Annotated in this window: 17 protein-coding genes, 1 tRNA gene and 2 pseudogenes; 1 reads left to right on the top strand and 19 read right to left on the bottom strand. The window is 55.9% G+C overall.

What is annotated here, in order from left to right; genetic code table 11:
* Positions 1–36 precede the first annotated feature (36 nt).
* On the bottom strand, positions 37–1710 hold the full coding sequence (iaaM, locus tag AC54XV_RS07855) for a tryptophan 2-monooxygenase (RefSeq protein WP_004406103.1): 1674 nt from the start codon (positions 1708–1710) through the stop codon (positions 37–39).
* Positions 1711–2675: 965 nt separating this feature from the next.
* Positions 2676–3008 (bottom strand): annotated as a pseudogene (locus tag AC54XV_RS07850) (DUF4113 domain-containing protein); the annotation flags it as partial.
* Positions 3009–3011: 3 nt separating this feature from the next.
* On the opposite strand from AC54XV_RS07850, the pseudogene AC54XV_RS07845 reads away from it, so the two are divergent.
* Positions 3012–3128, top strand: a pseudogene (locus tag AC54XV_RS07845) (site-specific integrase); the annotation flags it as partial.
* 199 nt (positions 3129–3327) lie between these two features.
* Here the strand turns inward: AC54XV_RS07845 and AC54XV_RS07840 are convergent.
* The 17 genes from AC54XV_RS07840 to AC54XV_RS07760 all read right to left on the bottom strand — a co-directional run bounded on the left by AC54XV_RS07840 (position 3328) and on the right by AC54XV_RS07760 (position 16994).
* Positions 3328–3403 (bottom strand) — tRNA-Lys (locus AC54XV_RS07840).
* 63 nt (positions 3404–3466) lie between these two features.
* Positions 3467–4156, bottom strand: coding sequence for a 7-cyano-7-deazaguanine synthase QueC (queC, locus tag AC54XV_RS07835; protein ID WP_032656440.1), 690 nt, complete (start codon positions 4154–4156; stop codon positions 3467–3469).
* A gap of 1 nt (position 4157) precedes the next feature.
* Positions 4158–4805 (bottom strand): 7-carboxy-7-deazaguanine synthase QueE, encoded by a 648-nt coding sequence (gene queE / locus AC54XV_RS07830; protein WP_004406110.1) that lies wholly within the window; start codon positions 4803–4805, stop codon positions 4158–4160.
* A gap of 171 nt (positions 4806–4976) precedes the next feature.
* Entirely contained in the window at positions 4977–5795 is an 819-nt protein-coding gene (gene ybgF / locus AC54XV_RS07825) for a tol-pal system protein YbgF (protein ID WP_057449775.1), read from the bottom strand.
* Positions 5796–5801: 6 nt separating this feature from the next.
* Positions 5802–6305, bottom strand: coding sequence for a peptidoglycan-associated lipoprotein Pal (pal, locus tag AC54XV_RS07820; protein ID WP_003314369.1), 504 nt, complete (start codon positions 6303–6305; stop codon positions 5802–5804).
* 52 nt (positions 6306–6357) lie between these two features.
* The gene (tolB, locus tag AC54XV_RS07815) at positions 6358–7608 is read right to left on the bottom strand and encodes a Tol-Pal system beta propeller repeat protein TolB (protein ID WP_218961292.1); all 1251 of its coding nucleotides are present in this window, start codon (positions 7606–7608) and stop codon (positions 6358–6360) included.
* 47 nt (positions 7609–7655) lie between these two features.
* Positions 7656–8726 (bottom strand): cell envelope integrity protein TolA, encoded by a 1071-nt coding sequence (tolA, locus tag AC54XV_RS07810; RefSeq protein ID WP_004406115.1) that lies wholly within the window; start codon positions 8724–8726, stop codon positions 7656–7658.
* Entirely contained in the window at positions 8726–9190 is a 465-nt protein-coding gene (tolR, locus tag AC54XV_RS07805) for a protein TolR (RefSeq protein ID WP_002554654.1), read from the bottom strand. The genes tolA and tolR overlap by 1 nt, the downstream gene beginning before the upstream one ends.
* A gap of 14 nt (positions 9191–9204) precedes the next feature.
* The gene (tolQ, locus tag AC54XV_RS07800) at positions 9205–9900 is read right to left on the bottom strand and encodes a protein TolQ (RefSeq protein ID WP_002554655.1); all 696 of its coding nucleotides are present in this window, start codon (positions 9898–9900) and stop codon (positions 9205–9207) included.
* Complete coding sequence (gene ybgC / locus AC54XV_RS07795; RefSeq protein WP_004406122.1) at positions 9890–10357, bottom strand: tol-pal system-associated acyl-CoA thioesterase; 468 nt, start codon at positions 10355–10357, stop codon at positions 9890–9892. Before ybgC ends, tolQ begins: the two co-directional genes overlap by 11 nt.
* Positions 10358–10491: 134 nt before the next feature.
* The gene (gene ruvB, locus AC54XV_RS07790; protein WP_003409396.1) at positions 10492–11553 is read right to left on the bottom strand and encodes a Holliday junction branch migration DNA helicase RuvB; all 1062 of its coding nucleotides are present in this window, start codon (positions 11551–11553) and stop codon (positions 10492–10494) included.
* Positions 11554–12162, bottom strand: a complete 609-nt coding sequence (gene ruvA / locus AC54XV_RS07785; protein ID WP_004406125.1) for a Holliday junction branch migration protein RuvA — start codon at positions 12160–12162, stop codon at positions 11554–11556. It abuts the gene before it with no gap.
* Positions 12163–12247: 85 nt separating this feature from the next.
* Positions 12248–12772: a crossover junction endodeoxyribonuclease RuvC gene (gene ruvC / locus AC54XV_RS07780; protein ID WP_011266999.1), complete on the bottom strand. Its 525-nt coding sequence runs from the start codon at positions 12770–12772 to the stop codon at positions 12248–12250.
* A gap of 130 nt (positions 12773–12902) precedes the next feature.
* The gene (locus tag AC54XV_RS07775; RefSeq protein ID WP_003339485.1) at positions 12903–13649 is read right to left on the bottom strand and encodes a YebC/PmpR family DNA-binding transcriptional regulator; all 747 of its coding nucleotides are present in this window, start codon (positions 13647–13649) and stop codon (positions 12903–12905) included.
* A 117-nt stretch (positions 13650–13766) separates the two neighbouring features.
* Positions 13767–15542: an aspartate--tRNA ligase gene (aspS, locus tag AC54XV_RS07770; protein WP_002554661.1), complete on the bottom strand. Its 1776-nt coding sequence runs from the start codon at positions 15540–15542 to the stop codon at positions 13767–13769.
* Positions 15543–15834: 292 nt separating this feature from the next.
* Positions 15835–16179, bottom strand: coding sequence for a ribbon-helix-helix domain-containing protein (locus AC54XV_RS07765; RefSeq protein WP_004406139.1), 345 nt, complete (start codon positions 16177–16179; stop codon positions 15835–15837).
* A 341-nt stretch (positions 16180–16520) separates the two neighbouring features.
* Entirely contained in the window at positions 16521–16994 is a 474-nt protein-coding gene (locus AC54XV_RS07760) for a Dps family protein (RefSeq protein ID WP_003314356.1), read from the bottom strand.
* Positions 16995–17431 lie beyond the last annotated feature (437 nt).

The following is a 17431-nucleotide window of genomic DNA, read 5'->3' as shown; positions in this document are numbered from 1 at the left end:
ACTCTTCTCCCTGTATAAGCGCTTCTCTCAGGACTGCTAATAGCGATAGGAGGCGTTAATACAGTCAAGCGGGTTGCCTTCTGACACCTGCCCTCCGGTGCTGCGCAGCACGGCACAGGCACTGTTCAATGCTGTCTGGACAGCACCTTCGATCCACCCTCCGGCAAAAGAGCAACTGCAGCCAGCCAGATAGAGCCCCGTGTCTTTATCGGGACTGTTCGCTGTCATCGGTTGAAAGAACAATCGATGCGAGTAAACATCCTCGCCGGGGTAATTGAGTTTGAAAGCGCCCGCAGAATGGGGATCGGTGAGCCAGTCATGGTGCAATACATACCGCTCATAATCCCCCTCAACAGGCAGGAGATAACTGGCGAACGTCGGATGCATCGCAGCGAGGTCATTAACCAGTACCTGACAACGTGTCTTTTTGTCAGACATCGCCAGCATTTTTTGAGCGTCGTCTTCCCACGTGTAACTGAGCAGAACAACTCCGTGACCATCAGGTTCATCGGGCTGATAATCCAGACAATAGACGCCGCGCACCAAGCCGTCCGACTGGATGGTGGTCGGAAGTTTGTTTTTTATCCAGAATTTGGTACGGGTGAGAATGAAAAGCTTCGATGATCCGGTCAGGTGGGTTTCGCGGACAGCACGAGCGACGTCACGACTCAGGAAGCGCTCGCTGTCCGTGAGGCAATGAATCATTTGCATGGCTCGATTACTGCTAGTGACAATCACTCGATCAAATAAGCCCTGTTCTCCTGCTGTTGTCTGGATGATGATTTTTTCAGAGTCTCTGGAAATGCGGCCTACCCGACTAAAACAAATGCGCTCCCTTAACGTTTTGCCGTCAAATGCCTGATCAGCGAGTCTCGTGGCCAGACTGGATATCCCGTCCGGAATCAGTCGCTGATCACTTTGGTATCCATTGATGACCATCCGGAGTATTTCCGTGAAGCCAGCCTGAAAGACTGGCAGAAAACCACCCGAGCCTATGCCAAGCGAGCCGAACAGCTCAAAGTCTTCAGGGCGAGCCCATTGGTCACCGCCTGGCGGGTGGGGGCCGGTAAAAATACAGACAATCGCGTTGTAGAATGAACAATCTCGGAATACATTGAGCCATCCTTGCCATGCGATCGCTGCCTCTTCAAAACGACCCGACTTGAGCATGGAGGCAATGTCCAGCGGGGCAACTAAAGAACCGCCTTCAAGGAGGTAACCATCGCGCAATAAAGACTGCCACCCCTCATAAACTCGCCTGAATAATGCGGGCGGCTTTTTGCCCGCTGGCCAGTAATAGCGTTTACCACGGTAATGCAGCTCCGTGTCCACCACACCTGGATCCGGAAAGGTGGTCGACGTTGAAATACCAAACTTTTTCAGGTAGTGGAAAAGGCCAGTTGCGCTGGGAGGAAAGCGCATCGCACCCATTTCTGCAATGTAACGTGGACGAGTCTGATCGAACACTTGAGACCATACCCGCCCCCCGATTCGATCACGCGACTCATATAAAACAACGTCCTTGACTCCCGCACGTAATAATTCAGTTGCAGCGACCAGCCCACTGATGCCGGCACCGACTATCGCTACCCGAGGGGTGGGCGTTCCGGATGAATAGCTGCCTATGCCTCCCGTCATCTCACATTTTTTCAGAAAGGGACCGTAGTCGTACAAAATATCAATACTGGGTGAATTAAAATGGTCATCCATAACGTGACGCTATCCTCTTCAACCTGACGTGCTGCCCGGTTACGTTTTTTTAAACTAAAGCTGAAACGGCAGCTGTGCACAGCAGTCGTCAACATCCAAAATTCCTAAACCAATCCCTTCAAACCCTATTAGTCCGCTAAGATTAGCAAGCATTAACGACCGCTGGTCGACCACGCATTGGCTTGCGTATACCGACTTTTTTCGACCTGACCGAATTCCTTAACGCCCCTGCAGACATCAAAGATGAGCCGCCTTAAAGCGGAGCAACATAATCATATACCGAGCGTCCAATCTCTATATAAGGCTGTGGGGAATGAGGCTTTCTAAGGCTGGCGCCCCGCCCCGCCCCGCCAACTGCCGAGCTCGCATCGCAATCAGCAATGCACCTATTTCCATAAATAATACTAATACCTTTGCCGCCGAGTTCGCGGTACGATCAGCCGAGCTGAGCGAAAGCCTACGTCGGAGGGTTTAAAGACCCACAGCACTGCCAACTTTCCGCCTGCAAAAGAAGTATATGCCCCAACAGAAAAAGGCAGTCAACATGGCTTTAGCATACATTAAAATACAACGGCATCAATCATGCTATCGCGAAACGGCCTAATCGTCAGAGCTAAAAAATCTGCATCGTTCGGATCCAACATCAGACTTGAATAAAAATTATCCTCTCAAAAGCGACGAGTCAAGCTTTATTATATGAAGACAGCTTTTCCTTCTCACCACCGAAGCGAACTGGTGATATCAATTAGACAGCTGGCTTAGTGATGGATGTACGATGTCAGTTCAATGGAGCTATTAGATGACAATCAGAAATACTAAAATTTCACTAGCGAATGACTGCAAACGTATCACTTTGCGTCTACAAAAAACTGCTCTATCTAAATCTCGATTCGAAGATTTTGACGAAGTAGGCGTGGTAACTCTAGTAACCCAAGTGCATCCGCGCCTTGATCCTTACAGAGCTCTTACAGACTTTTCACCTCCCACAACTGATCGAGCCTGATTGTATAACTCTCACTCATCAGCTCGCGGCGCATAGCCCATCCCGGATTGAAAGGAACACTCCCGGTTCGTAAAGCCCCTCTGCCCCAGCGTGTACTGATCTCGTCCAGGCCTCCCATCATCCTCTCCGCAGACGCCAGTTGCGAAGCTGCGAACATGTCATCCGTAAACTCGCCAGGCTGCCGCAGATCCAGCAACAGTACCTCTGCCTTGCTGTACTTGAACTCCGGTCGAAACAAACGATTCACTGCCTCGTTCGCCGCCCTGGTCATCAAGCGCACGTCGTTAGTGGGGTAACCTTCTACTACACGGGCATAATACTTAACGCATTGCTCTGCTTGAGGTATGAGAACGTAGATCCGAGCCAGAGAATAATCGGGGTTAGGGGCGAAACCGAAAAAACCCATCGGGAGTTCAGACGGCTGCTTGTCTGGGTGCACATCACGCTCAATCGGTGCTTACTGCCTTCAGCTTCGAAAGATTTGCCAGCTGCCTTACAGATCGTTGCATCAGCCCCATGACGGAAGCCCAGAGCAGCTATCCGACCATGACAATCCGCAACGCAAAAAAAAACCTGGAAATCCGCATTTTCATGGGCCTTCCAGATTTTCGAAATGGTGGGTCGTGTGGGATTCGAACCTACGACCAATTGGTTAAAAGCCAACTGCTCTACCAACTGAGCTAACGACCCTCTGTTGTGTGGCGCGTATATTACTGATTTTTATGAGTAATTCAACACCTTTTTTGAAAAACTTTAAAAATAGCGAGTCGGGTCTGCGATACCGGCAGCGGTAAAGCCCTCGGCGCGCAAGCGGCAGCTGTCGCATTTGCCACAGGCACGGCCCTGATCGTCAGCCTGGTAGCAGGAAACCGTCAGCGAGTAATCGACCCCCAATGCAGTGCCTGCCTTGACGATGTCCGACTTGCTCAGATTCTGCAGCGGCGCCCTGATCGTGAAGCGCTGCCCTTCCACACCGGCCTTGGTCGCCAGATTGGCCATGCGCTCGAATGACTCGACAAACTCGGGACGGCAATCCGGATAACCCGAGTAATCCACGGCATTGACGCCAATGAAGATATCCCGCGCGCCAAGGACCTCTGCCCAGCCCAGAGCGAGCGACAGGAAGACGGTGTTGCGTGCCGGTACGTAGGTGACCGGAATGCCTTCAGAAGGCGACTCAGGCACGGCAATGGAGCTGTCGGTCAATGCCGAGCCACCAATACCGTTGAGGTTCAGGCCGATGACCTTGTGCTCCACGGCACCGAGATCACCGGCAACGCGCGCAGCGGCATCCAGCTCGGCGCGATGACGCTGGCCGTAATCGAAGCTCATCGTGTAACAGACGTAACCCTCGGCGCGAGCCATGGCTACGACGGTCGCAGAGTCCAGGCCGCCAGACAGGAGGATCACGGCTCTTTTTTCAGTCTTGGTCAATTCACTCATATCAGCGCCCCGGCTCGTCATCCCAAAGAATTTTATGCAACTGCATCTGCAGGCGTACCGGCAGGTTGTCAGCCACGATCCAATCCGCCAGATCACGGCCCTTGAGCTCGTGGTGACTGGCCGAGAACAGAACTTCGCCCGCACGACGATCAAGACCGTACTGGATCAGCTTGGAAACCGCCCAGTCATAATCCTCACGCGAGCAGATCACGAATTTGACCTGATCGTTCGCCGTCAGCAGCTCCATGTTCTCGTAGCGGTTACGCGAGACTTCTTTTGACCCCGGGGTCTTGAGGTCTACGACGCGACTGACACGAGGATCCACCGCCGAGATGTCCAAAGCACCACTGGTCTCCAGCGATACTTCATAGCCCGCGTCGCAAAGACGCCTCAGCAACGCAATGGCATTGGGCTGGGCGAGCGGTTCGCCACCGGTGACGCAGACATAACGAGGGCGATAGGAAGCCACTTGTCCAAGGATGTCGTCCAGCGTCTGAATAGTGCCGCCGCTGAACGCGTAGGCACTGTCGCAGTACTGGCAGCGCAACGGGCAGCCGGTAAGGCGGACAAATACGGTGGGCAGGCCAGCCGTACGGGTTTCACCCTGCAGCGAGTGAAAGATTTCGGTGATGCGTAATGTGTCTTGCATATCAGCCACGGGCGTAACAGCTAAACAGGCCGTCCGCCTCCGTCAGGCACTTCAAGGGACTCGGCAATCGCGGAATCCAGAAAAGCGTAAGGTGTACCGGAATTTCGGGTGCGAGATTCTAACGAAAAAAGCCGCGACTAGCGCGGCTTTCTTGATCAGCGGGTCAACACATCAAAGGCGCTGCAGATCTCGCTGCGCCAATTGTGCAGCTGAAGTGCCAGGATACTGGGCAACGACCTGCTGCAATATGCCTTTCACCTTGTCGGTATGACCCAGACGGCGTTCGACATCAGCCAGCTTGTACAGCGAATCAGGCACCTTGGCATGCTTCGGATACTGTTGACTGACTTTGGCGAACGCCTGACCGGCGCCCTGAAGGTCGCCTTTGGCCAGATTGACTTCACCCAGCCAGTATTGGGCATTGCCCGCATACGAACTGTTTGGGTATTTGCGCAGGAAAGCGGTGAAGGCCTGGCTGGCCTTGTCGAAATCCTTTGCCTTGATCAAATCGAAGGCGGCTTCGTAATAAAGCTTTTCCTTCGCCGGATCAGGAGGCTCGGTGCCTGCTGCCGGTGCCTGCTGAGCCGCGGGGGCCGAAGGCGTCCCGCCGGCGTCGATAGCGCCACCAGCAGGTTGGGAATTATTGGTAGCCGGAGCGGCTGAGCCACTGGCTATACGTTGATCGAGTTCCTGATAACGCTCCAGAGCTTCCTGCTTCATGCGCTGGATGTCATTTTGCTGGACCTCGACAACACCGCGCAAACGCGCGATTTCGTCCTGCATCTGCTGCAGCTGCATGAACAGCTGACCTTGTGCCGAGGCAGGGGCCGTAACCCCTCCCCCGGCATAGGCGCCGGACGTGCCATAACCCGCTGGCGGATAACTGCTGCTGCCAGAGCCAGAATTGTTATCGACCACAGGTGCCGCACCCAACGCTGAAAGCGGAAGGGCGAGGGCCAAAACGGTTAGAGCACGTCGGCACGTTCGCATGTCAAATTACTTACGCAGTTCGACGCGACGGTTCTGAGCCCAAGACTGCTCGTCGTTGCCGGTAGCAACTGGACGCTCTTCGCCGTAGGAAACCAGTTCCAGCTGGGCTGGGGAAACACCTTGCAGTACCAGGTAGCGCTGAACGGCTTTCGCACGACGCTCGCCCAGTGCCATGTTGTACTCGCGAGTACCACGTTCGTCGGTGTTGCCTTCCAGAACAACGCGAGCGCCGTTAGCTTTCAGGTCTTTGGCGTGCACGTCCAGGGAGCGCATGGCTTCTGGCTTCAGGTCCGAACTGTCGTATTCGAAGTAGAAGGTGGTGATTGCGCGCAGAGCAGCTTCTTCGCTCAGGGAGCCGTCAACAGCACCCGAGTTGGCGCCGTAACCAGCGTTAGGATCAACAGCAGCACCGCCTGCACCGGCATTGTCGCCGCCTTTGGACGAGCAACCTACAGCTACAGCCATGGCCAGAGCCAGCGCAGCAAATTTACCAAACTTCAGCATTTCCATCTTGAAACTCCTAATGAACCCCAGTGTGTTAAGCAAATCGTGTAGCGCCGCGTCAGTTCAGGTAAGGGGACCAGGAAGGTTCTCTGACTTCGCCTTGAGCGGTAGGAAGCGGGAGCCTTACGCGTCCGTTAATGGACACGAGCATCAAGACTCCCCGGCCCTGCTGGCGGGTGGCGTAGATTACCATGGTGCCGTTGGGCGCAACAGTAGGCGACTCATCAAGGTTGCTATCTGTGAGGATTTTTACGCTACCGCGGGCCAAATCCTGCACTGCCACCTTGAAATTAGTGAAGCCGTCCTGCCGGTGAATCATTACCAGCGTCTTTTCATCGGCTGACAATTTCGGGTTGGCGTTGTAGTTACCCACGAACGTCACGCGTTCGGCACCGCCGCCATTGATATTGGTCTTGTAGATCTGTGGCTTGCCGCCACGGTCCGACGTGAAGTATAGCGTAGACCCGTCCTTGCCGAAGAAAGGTTCAGTATCAATCGAAGAATCGTTGGTCACGCGGCTCAATTGACGCGACGCCAGATTGATTACATAGATCTCCGGGTTGCCGTCCTTGGACAGTACGAATGCCAGCTTGCTGCCATCCGGCGACCAGGCAGGCGCGCCGTTCAGGCCTTCGAAGTTGGTAATCTGTTCGCGACGACCGGTGTCGATGTGCTGAACGAAGATGCGTGGACGCTTCTGTTCGAACGAGACATAGGCAATACGTTTGCCGTCCGGCGCAAAACGCGGCGACAGGATTGGCTCACGGGATTGCAACAGGGTTACTGCACGAGCACCGTCGTAATCCGAACGCTGCAAGGTGTAACGCGTGTTGTTTTCCGAGAAGCGTTCGGCCGTCACGTAAAGCATACGAGTGGAAAACGCACCCTTGATACCGGTGAGCTTCTCGAACGACTGGTCGGCAATGTAGTGCGCCATGTCGCGCAACTGATCATTGGTACCCGACACGTTACCGGTCAGCACCTGCTGCTCGGTGGCCACGTTGAACAGCGCGTACTGGATCTGCAGACGTCCGCCGGCAGGCGTGATGTTGCCGACCATGACGTACTGGGCACCCAGCGCTTTCCAGTCACGGAAGATGACTTCGCTGGCCTGGGTCGGCAAGCTGATCATGTTCTGCTTCGGGATCGGCGCGTAGTAGCCGGAGTTGCGCAGATCGTTGCTTATGATTTCGGCCATGTCTTCAGGCAGAACGCTACCGCCCTGCCATCCGAAAGGCACAACAGCGATTGGCGCTGCGCGGTCACTGCCGCTGGTGACCAGAATGTTCTTTTCTTCTGCCGACACCATTGCGGATGCGAAACAGAGAACGACCAGCAGTCCTCGAAAAAGGTTGATCACAAGGCTAGATCTCCAGGTGTGAATGTCATCTTGAATGAACGATAGGGCGCGAAGTCAGCCGGCTTCAGACCCTGCATTTCTGTCAAACGTCCAATGTTCTTCACCGCAGCAACCGCAGAGCTGTCAAACGGTCCGTCACCACTGGATTTGGCAATCGATACAGAAGCAATCGTACCGTCCGGCAACATCCCGATCTGCAACGTTACCGACATGTTGTTACGTGCCGATGGTGGACGACTCCAGCCTTCCGAAGCCCTTACACGAATCAGGTCATCGAAACTGCCAGCCGTTTCATCGCCCCGCTCGTCAGCCAAAGCCTGTTGCCGCTCCGGTTTATCGGACAGCAAATCGGCCAGTGCCTGCGCCTTCTTGTCTTCAGCGGATTTACGGGCTGCTTCCTGCGCCTTCTTGGCGGAATCGGCAGCGGCTTTTTTCTTCGCGTCCTCGGCAGCCTTTTTCTTGGCGTCTTCTGCGGCCTTTTTCTTGGCCTCATCAGCAGCCTGTTTCTTGGCTTCCTCGGCAGCAGCTTTCTTGGCGTCTTCTTCGGCTTTTTTCTTCGCCTCGTCTTCGGCCTTCTTCTTGGCTATATCAGCCAGCTGCTTCTCTTCAAGCTTTTTGGCGTCGGCAACCTTCTTGGCTTCATCGGCTTTCTTGGCATCGTCAGCCTTTTTGGCCTCTTCTGCTTTCTGTTCGGCCTTTTTGGCTTCGTCGGCTGCTTTCTGCTCTTCGGCTTTTTGAGCAGACTCTTCTTTCTTTTGTTCCGCAGCTTTTACAGCTTCCTGTTTTTGCTGCTCGATCTTTTTCTGCTCCAGCTGTTCGACTTCTGTTTGTCGCGCAGCGGTTTTCTTCGCCTCACCGGCAATCTTCTGGTTGGTCTGGGTAGTGGCCTGGCTCTTGGACTTGAGCTGATAGAGCGTTGCCTGAACGATAGGCTTGGCTTCGGGCAGATCCGGAGTCATGGCAAAGCTGACGAACAGCATGCCGAAAATCAGAATATGCAATGCCACGGCCCAGACACTGGGCCAGAAGTAGCTTTCCGAGGCGGACGGCTCTCGAATCGGCTGCATCAGGGTGCCTCGGTAATCAAGCCAACATTCCCGACCCCAGCCTTCTGCAGCCCGCCCATCGTGCCCATGACCGAGCCGTAATCGACGGTCTTGTCACCACGAATGAAAACCTGCGTCTGCTTGCCTGCGTCACGACCGGCAGCGACGATCTTGGTCACTGCGGCAGTCAGCTGTGGCAGGGTCATTGCCTTGTCCATCTGCTTGTCGGTATCGACTTCGCTGCCAAGGTTCCAGTAATAGGTCTTGTCAGCCTTGATCGAAATGGTCAGGACCTGATTGTTGTTGTCTTGCGGCAAAGCCTCGCTGGAGACCTTGGGCAAGTCGACTTTCACGCCCTGGTTGATCATGGGAGCCGTCACCATGAAAATCACGAGCAACACCAGCATCACGTCGATGTAGGGCACTACGTTCATTTCGGCGACCGGCTTGCGTTTTCTGCGACGATCTCGAGCGATTAAAGCCATGGGGAATTACCTGCTCACTCTTCGCTGGTGTGCACTTTACGGTGCAGGATGGCCTGGAACTCGTCAGCAAACGTGTAGTAACGGCTGATCAAGGTCTCACTGCGCGCGGCGAAACGGTTGTAGGCAATAACGGCCGGAATGGCTGCAAACAGGCCGATGGCCGTTGCAATCAATGCTTCGGCAATACCCGGTGCCACGGTAGCCAGTGTTGCCTGCTGTGCAGTCGCCAGACCGCGGAAGGAGTTCATGATCCCCCAGACAGTACCGAACAGACCGACATAAGGACTGGTAGAGCCCACGGTCGCCAGATACGGCAGACCGGCTTCGAGTTTCTCTTCCTCGCGGGAGATGGCAACACGCATGGCGCGCGCCACACCTTCCATGACCGCATCAGGATCGACGCCGGACTGCTGACGCAGACGCGAGAACTCCTTGAAACCGGCACGGAAGATCTGCTCGACGCCCGAATCCGGATCGGGGTTGCTGCCCGCCTGACGGTACAGCTTGGACAGATCGATACCCGACCAGAAACGCTCTTCAAAGCTGTCCAGCGCACGTCGACCTGCGCGCAGCATGTTGCTGCGCTGAAAAATCACGATCCACGAAGTGACCGAAGCAGCTACCAGAATCAGCATTACCAACTGAACAACAATGCTGGCATTGCTGACCAAACTCCACATGGAGGAATGGTCGACGACGTTAGCTTCCACGCTTTATCTCCTGCTCTGAATGTATGCCCGCGCCGCTCTGGTCGGCGAAGGCCGCTCGCAGAGCTTCGGGAATGGCCCGGGGTTTAAAACTATCGGCGCGCACGCACGCCACCAGGAACTGCCCTTCACAGAGCAGCGTTGCATCCGACGCCCGCCTGATCTGCTGTTTAAAGCGCAGGCTGACGCGATTCAATTCGGTTACTTCTGCACTGACGAGCAACTCGTCATCCAGCCGCGCCGGCTGGTGATAACGAGCCTCACTGGAGTGCACGACAAATAAAAGGTTTTCCTGCGCCAGTTCGGATTGGGCAAAGCCCAATTCCCGTAGCCGCTCGGTACGAGCCCGCTCCATGAATTTCAGATAATTGACGTAGTAGACGATGCCGCCGGCATCGGTGTCCTCGTAATAAACGCGACAGCGATGTGCGAACGACTGAACCCCGTTTTGCGCGCGCATACTCTAGAGCTTACTCCTCAGGTTGCCAATCGGGTCAGGCAACTGTTTTTCAACGATTTGCCACTTAGTTACTGGTATCGGCGGCAGGACTGGCAATGTGACCACAGAGACCGCAAATAAATTGCAAGCCATTGCTATAAATCCACGGGCTCGTCGCCGAAATCGTCCGGTACCGGTATCTCGCCCATCCTCGACGGGATATTCAGGCCGAAATGCAGATACGCATGCCGGGTCACCACACGCCCCCGAGGTGTGCGCATGATATAGCCTTGCTGGATCAAATAGGGCTCGAGTACGTCTTCGATCGTATGACGCTCTTCGCTGATGGCCGCCGCCAGGCTGTCCACGCCCACCGGACCACCGTCGAACTTCTCGATCATGGTCAGCAGCAAACGCCGGTCCTGATGATCGAAGCCGTGCTCGTCGACGTCCAGCAGGTTTAGGGCCTTGTCGGCTGTCTGCCGGGTGATCTGCCCGTTGCCACGAACTTCGGCAAAATCCCGCACCCGACGCAACAGGCGGTTGGCGATACGCGGCGTGCCACGGGCGCGCCTGGCGATCTCGAAAGCGCCTTGCGGCTCGATGACCAACCCAAGAATGCCTGCCGAGCGCGACACGATCGTGGAAAGATCGGCGATGTTGTAAAACTCGAGTCGCTGCACGATGCCGAAGCGGTCGCGCAGCGGATTGGTCAGCATGCCGGCTCGAGTGGTCGCACCGACCAGCGTGAACGGCGGCAGATCAAGCTTGATCGAGCGCGCTGCCGGGCCTTCACCGATCATGATGTCGAGCTGGAAGTCTTCCATTGCCGGGTACAGCACTTCCTCGACGATCGGCGACAGACGATGGATCTCGTCGATGAACAGCACGTCATTGGGTTCAAGGTTGGTCAGGATCGCTGCCAGATCGCCGGGCCGCTCGAGGACCGGGCCGGACGTACTCTTGATCGACACGCCCATTTCCTGAGCGATGATGTTGGCGAGCGTGGTCTTGCCCAGACCGGGCGGACCGAAGATCAGCGTGTGATCCAGCGCTTCGCTGCGACCACGGGCAGCCTGGATGAACAACTCCATCTGCTCGCGTACGGTCGGCTGGCCGATGTAATCCGCAAGGCTCAGTGGCCGAATCGCGCGGTCCATCTGTTCATCACGATCACGGCCACCAGTGGCAGTTATCAGACGGTCGGCGTCTATCACTTAACCCATCCCCTTCAACGCACGGCGAATCAGATCCGCACTGCTCAAATCTTTTTCCTTGATGGCGGAGACAGCCTTGCTCGCCTCCTGAGGTTTGTAGCCCAGCGAAATCAGTGCGCTGACCGCATCGGACTCTGCCGATGCCACAGGCTCAGCCTGATTGGGACCATTGGAAACCAGCGTAAAGGTGCCTGGCAAGGCCTCCCAGGCCTTGAAACGATCCTTGAGCTCGACCAGCAGCCGCTCGGCAGTCTTCTTGCCCACACCGGGGATACGCGTCAGCGCCGACGTGTCCTGCGCCTGTACGCAACGTACCAGCTCATCGACTTCCAGACCGGACATCAGCGCCAGTGCCAGCTTGGGGCCGACGCCATTGAGCCGGATCAGCTCACGAAACAGTTCGCGCTCGCGTTTTTCGTAGAAGCCGTACAAAAGGTGCGCGTCCTCGCGGACCACCAGGTGGGTGTGCAAAGTCACCGTCTCGCCAACATGCGGCAGCCGGTACAGGGTGGTCATCGGCACTTCCACCTCATAGCCGACACCGTTGACATCCAGCACCAGATGCGGAGGCTGCTTTTCGGCGAGAGAGCCGCGTAAACGTCCAATCACGTTTCAGATCCTTTCGTGTTGCCTGTCGCTCGCGCGAAGAAGTTGAACACCGTCATCATAGAAAATAAGCGGACATATAATGCCTCTAGAGCCGCAAGCGGCCGCCGCGACTGCGCGCAGTGCCCAAGCCGTGAGGAATCAGACTGGAACGCGTATGCGCGTGGCACAGGGCGATGGCAAGGGCATCGGACGCATCGATTTGCGGCTTCTGGGTCAGCTTGAGCAGGTGCATGACCATCATCATCACCTGTTCCTTATTGGCACCGCCGGTTCCTGCAACTGCCTGCTTGACCTGGGTTGCGGTGTATTCTGCAATTTCCAGCGCCTCTTCGGCACCCGCCACGATGGCTGCGCCCCTGGCCTGCCCCAGCTTCAATGCCGAATCGGCGTTACGCGCCATGAAAACCTTTTCGATGCCCATCGTCACTGGTTCGTAGGTCTTGATGACTTCCCGCACACCGCGATAAACGATCTGCAAACGCTCATGCAGCTCGCCGCTGCCGGTGCGGATGCAGCCCGACGCGACATAGACACAGCCGCGCCCGGTGTCGCGTACCACGCCATAGCCGGTGATTCGCGAACCGGGATCGATACCAAGAATAAGAGTCATAACGCCTGCAGCTTGAGGAAGTCACGCAAAACAATAGGTGCAGCATAAAGGCAGAAGCCGGGGGCCGATAGCTGCGCGTTGCTCACAGCTTCGTTCCCCCGGCTTCCGACCTGGTGTTACCTGCAAGCGATCAGCCCAGTTGCTCCATCACTTCGTCCGGGATCTCCGCATTTGAATACACGTTCTGCACGTCATCCAGGTCTTCGAGCATATCAATCAGCTTGAGTACCTTTTCAGCGGTTTCCAGATCAAGCACGGCACTGGTGGTCGGCAGCATGACAATCTCTGCGTCTGCAGCCTTGAAACCCGCAGCCTCCAATGCGTTACGCACCGCATAAAACCCGGAGAACGATGTGAACACATCGATCGAGCCGTCTTCGTTGGTCACGACATCGTCAGCATCAGCCTCCATGGCAGCCTCGATCAGCGAATCCTCATCGACCCCGGCAGCGAAGGAGATCTGCCCCTTGCGATCGAACAGGTAGGCAACAGAGCCGTCGGTGCCGAGATTGCCGCCGCATTTGGTGAATGCATGGCGCACAGCCGCCGCGGTACGGTTGCGGTTGTCGGTCATGGTTTCGACCATGATCGCCACGCCGCCCGGACCGTAGCCCTCGTAACCCAGCTCCTCGACATCATCACCGTCGGAGGCCCCTACCCCTCGCGCCACCGCACGATCAATGGTGTCACGGGTCATGTTCGCACCAAGCGCCTTGTCCAGCGCCAGACGCAGACGCGGGTTGGAACCGGGATCACCACCGCCCTGACGCGCAGCAACGGTCAGCTCACGGATCCACTTGGTGAAAATCTTGCCTTTTTTGGCATCCTGACGCTCTTTGCGGTGCTTGATGTTCGCCCACTTAGAATGACCTGCCATTTTTCGCTCCAGATTCTTTTTGAAACACCTTCACCTTTCGCCCTGAACAGACGGGCAAAAAGCTTCACTCAATAAGGGGTAAATGCAGGGCGCATCATTGATACGCCCTGCCCGGCATCACTCGGCCTTTGGCTGCTCGCGCAGACGGATGTGCAGCTCGCGCAACGCTTTGGCATCGACAACGCCAGGCGCCTGGGTCATGACATCAGCCGCGCTCTGGGTTTTCGGGAACGCGATCACTTCACGAATCGATTGCGCGCCGGTCATCAGCATTACCAGACGGTCCAGACCGAAAGCCAGACCACCGTGCGGTGGCGCACCATATTTCAAGGCATCGAGCAGGAAGCCGAACTTCTCCTGCTGCTCGTCTTCGGCAATGCCCAGCAGACGGAAGACCGCCTGTTGCATTTCCTTGCGATGGATACGGATCGAACCGCCGCCCAGTTCGGTGCCGTTGAGCACCATGTCGTAGGCACGGGACAGCGCGGTCGCCGGGTTGGCTTCCAGCTCTTCAGGCGTGCACTTGGGTGCCGTGAAGGGGTGGTGCAAGGCGGTGAAGCTGCCGTCGTCGTTTTCTTCGAACATCGGGAAGTCAACGACCCACATCGGTGCCCACTCGCAAGTGTGCAGCTTGAGGTCATTACCGATCTTGATGCGCAGCGCGCCAAGGGCCTCGCTGACGATCTTGAACTTGTCCGCACCGAAGAAGACGATGTCGCCATCAACCGCACCAACGCGATCGAGGATGACGTTCAGGTTGTCTTCCGGGATGAACTTGACGATCGGCGACTGCAAGCCTTCCGGCCCCTTCGCGCGCTCGTTGACCTTGATGTAGGCCAGCCCCTTGGCACCATAGATGCTGACGAACTTGGTGTAGTCGTCGATCTGGCTGCGCGCCATGCTGGCGGCGCCCGGTACACGCAGTGCGGCAACGCGCCCCTTGGGGTCGTTGGCCGGGCCGCTGAACACCTTGAATTCCACGCCGGTGAGCTGATCGGCAACATCCACCAGTTCCAGCGGGTTGCGCAGGTCCGGTTTGTCGGAACCGTAGCGGCGCATGGCCTCTTCAAAGGTCATGTGCGGGAAATCACCGAACTCCAGGTCCAGGACTTCCTTGAACAACTGACGAACCATCTTCTCGGTCAGACCGATGATGTCCTCTTCATTGAGGAAGCTGGTTTCGATGTCGATCTGGGTGAATTCCGGCTGACGGTCGGCACGCAGGTCCTCGTCGCGGAAGCACTTGGCGATCTGGTAGTAACGATCGAAGCCGGCGACCATCAGCAGTTGCTTGAACAGCTGAGGCGATTGCGGCAGGGCGAAGAAGCTGCCCGGGTGTGTGCGGCTTGGAACCAGATAGTCGCGAGCGCCTTCTGGTGTGGCGCGGGTCAGGATCGGCGTCTCGACGTCGAGGAAGCCGTTGTCATCCAGATAGCGACGGATACTGGTAGTGATACGCGAACGCAGACGCAGCTTCTCGGCCATTTCCGGACGGCGCAGGTCGATGAAGCGATAGCGCAGGCGTGTTTCCTCGCCGACGTCGGAATACTCATTCAGAGGGAACGGCGGCGTTTCGGACTCGTTCAACACCTCGAGCTCGTAACCCAGAACCTCGATGGCGCCTGACGCCATGTTCGCATTCACGGCACCTGCCGGACGAGCACGAACCTTGCCCACGACCTTGACCACGTACTCGCTGCGCACGCGATCAGCGGCAGCGAAACTGTCGGCCCGATCAGGGTCGAACACGACTTGAGCCATGCCTTCACGGTCGCGGATATCGAGGAAGATAACGCCCCCGTGGTCACGACGACGGTGGACCCATCCGCAAAGGGTAATTTCCTGGCCTTCCAGACTCTCGTTCAGTTGGCCGCAATAATGGCTGCGCATCATGATGGTGTTTTCACTTCTCGTAATTCGAATTCGGTGGCGATTTCGCTCCTGGCTTGCGCTCAGAGGTACAAGGCACCGGCACAAGGCCAAAGCCAGCCCTGACCCACGCAGAGTCACGCCCGCTAGCAAGACGGAGGATTATATAGAGTTAATTGGCACCGTGCAGCCGGACGAACCTATTAACGACCGGATAAGTTCGTGACCACCCCGCGCAGCCGAGCCGTTCACTCGCGCTGCGGGGGAAAGCGCAGGCACACCTGAGCGGGCCCACAGGAATGAGGATAAAGCTATGCTAGACGTGGGAATTTTCCAGGCAGTCGCCCTTCAAAAGATGCGCCACACAGACAACACGAATCAAACCACTGAAATTCTTTACGCCCCCGTACCGCAAGTGAACCTCCCGATCAATGTAGGACAGTACCGCATTGACAGAGCACTCATTGGAACTGGCGATACCTGAAAGAATGTTCCAGTACACGTTCTCCAGACGCAGGCACGTAGCCAGACCGTTAAGCCGAACGGATTTGGAGTGTGGTTGCGCCAGCGTCATATTGAAATCCTCGACAAAAGGGTCATGGCGTATTTCCACCTCCCGATGCAGCAACTTAAGCTCTCGCTCAGCACTTCGTAACATCATAACCGTCACCTTCGAATCATTGAGTTTTAAACACCAAAAGAAATATTCAAAAACAAATAAATGTCCCGATGTATAAAACATGATTGACGATTTTATAGCCAGAAGCCCCTACACTTTGTCACTGTAGGAGATGGCTACAGGAAACAGCGGAATAGCGTTATTAACCTTGAAGGAGCCGCCAATAAAAGCGAGGAGAACTGCAGCACAACGCGCGACTGCAGGGCCTTGAATTGCCGGAGCGATTGCGCAATGAAGGCAGGTACAGGAAGTACCAGATACGGCGGGGGATCAACAGTTCAGGAGCGGGACGGGTGGCACTTGAAGCCACTCGTCCCTGGCCGTTACTTCGACTCGAGCATCGAGCGCAACATCCAGGCCGTTTTCTCATGCACCTGCATGCGTTGCGTCAGCAGATCAGCTGTCGGCTCGTCACTCACCTTGTCAAGAAGAGGAAAGATACTACGAGCAGTACGGACAACAGCCTCTTGACCCTGCACCAGACTTTTGATCATATCTTCAGCACTTGGTACGCCTTCTTCTTCCTTGATGGAAGACAGGCGCGCATACGTCGAATAAGTACCCGGTGCCGGAAAGCCCAGAGCACGAATACGCTCGGCGATGGAATCAACCGCCAGTGCCAGTTCGTTATACTGTTCTTCAAACATCAAATGCAGCGTGCGAAACATCGGCCCGCTGACATTCCAGTGAAAGTTGTGAGTCTTGAGGTAAAGCACATAAGTATCCGACAGCAGATGCGACAGACCGTCCACGATCGATTTGCGATCCTCTTCACTGATACCGATATCGATTGCCATGTTTCATGCCCTTTTGGTGAGGATTGAAAAGCAGTAAAGACCGCTACTCTATCAAGAGAACCCGAATGGCGCAGCTTTCCGTTGGTACGACGCTGGCTGCTGGCAGCGACTCACGCCAATGCCACGGCGATTACTGCGTGTTCGCAGCGGGCTGCCAGGAGCAGAAAATTGAAGAATAATCAGCAAAATCCGCCAGAGCGCTCTGTTTCAGCATGTGCAGAGGTACTAAAGGACAACGTGATGCCAGGGACGGACAGGCACCGGCACCATTATCGATTGCTGATTTGAGTAGGATCAGGCTTTGCTGTTAAATACACGGCGTGTCGCCAACGAGTTGTCATTCAGCGCTGGCACATAGGCTGGCCCAGCGTTCGTGCATCACGCCTCATCTTGTTCAGAAGCGTACCGGACGTTACCAGCTATTTCTTGTAATCCTT

It is taken from the genome of Pseudomonas fragariae (ex Marin et al. 2024) (genome assembly GCF_059621105.1).
This window is presented reverse-complemented; position numbering and strand designations above follow the sequence as displayed.

What these genes read in the sequence shown, in the direction of transcription:
- pal (WP_003314369.1), bottom strand. Translation starts at nt 6,305, where the DNA reads ATGGAAATGCTGAAGTTTGGTAAATTTGCTGCGCTGGCTCTGGCCATG.
- ybgC (WP_004406122.1), bottom strand. Translation starts at nt 10,357, where the DNA reads ATGCGCGCGCAAAACGGGGTTCAGTCGTTCGCACATCGCTGTCGCGTT.
- AC54XV_RS07760 (WP_003314356.1), bottom strand. Translation starts at nt 16,994, where the DNA reads ATGGCAATCGATATCGGTATCAGTGAAGAGGATCGCAAATCGATCGTG.
- AC54XV_RS07775 (WP_003339485.1), bottom strand. Translation starts at nt 13,649, where the DNA reads ATGGCAGGTCATTCTAAGTGGGCGAACATCAAGCACCGCAAAGAGCGT.
- tolA (WP_004406115.1), bottom strand. Translation starts at nt 8,726, where the DNA reads ATGCAGCCGATTCGAGAGCCGTCCGCCTCGGAAAGCTACTTCTGGCCC.
- ybgF (WP_057449775.1), bottom strand. Translation starts at nt 5,795, where the DNA reads ATGCGAACGTGCCGACGTGCTCTAACCGTTTTGGCCCTCGCCCTTCCG.
- ruvC (WP_011266999.1), bottom strand. Translation starts at nt 12,772, where the DNA reads ATGACTCTTATTCTTGGTATCGATCCCGGTTCGCGAATCACCGGCTAT.
- tolB (WP_218961292.1), bottom strand. Translation starts at nt 7,608, where the DNA reads ATGGTGTCGGCAGAAGAAAAGAACATTCTGGTCACCAGCGGCAGTGAC.
- queE (WP_004406110.1), bottom strand. Translation starts at nt 4,805, where the DNA reads ATGCAAGACACATTACGCATCACCGAAATCTTTCACTCGCTGCAGGGT.
- AC54XV_RS07765 (WP_004406139.1), bottom strand. Translation starts at nt 16,179, where the DNA reads ATGATGTTACGAAGTGCTGAGCGAGAGCTTAAGTTGCTGCATCGGGAG.
- tolR (WP_002554654.1), bottom strand. Translation starts at nt 9,190, where the DNA reads ATGGCTTTAATCGCTCGAGATCGTCGCAGAAAACGCAAGCCGGTCGCC.
- aspS (WP_002554661.1), bottom strand. Translation starts at nt 15,542, where the DNA reads ATGATGCGCAGCCATTATTGCGGCCAACTGAACGAGAGTCTGGAAGGC.
- queC (WP_032656440.1), bottom strand. Translation starts at nt 4,156, where the DNA reads ATGAGTGAATTGACCAAGACTGAAAAAAGAGCCGTGATCCTCCTGTCT.
- iaaM (WP_004406103.1), bottom strand. Translation starts at nt 1,710, where the DNA reads ATGGATGACCATTTTAATTCACCCAGTATTGATATTTTGTACGACTAC.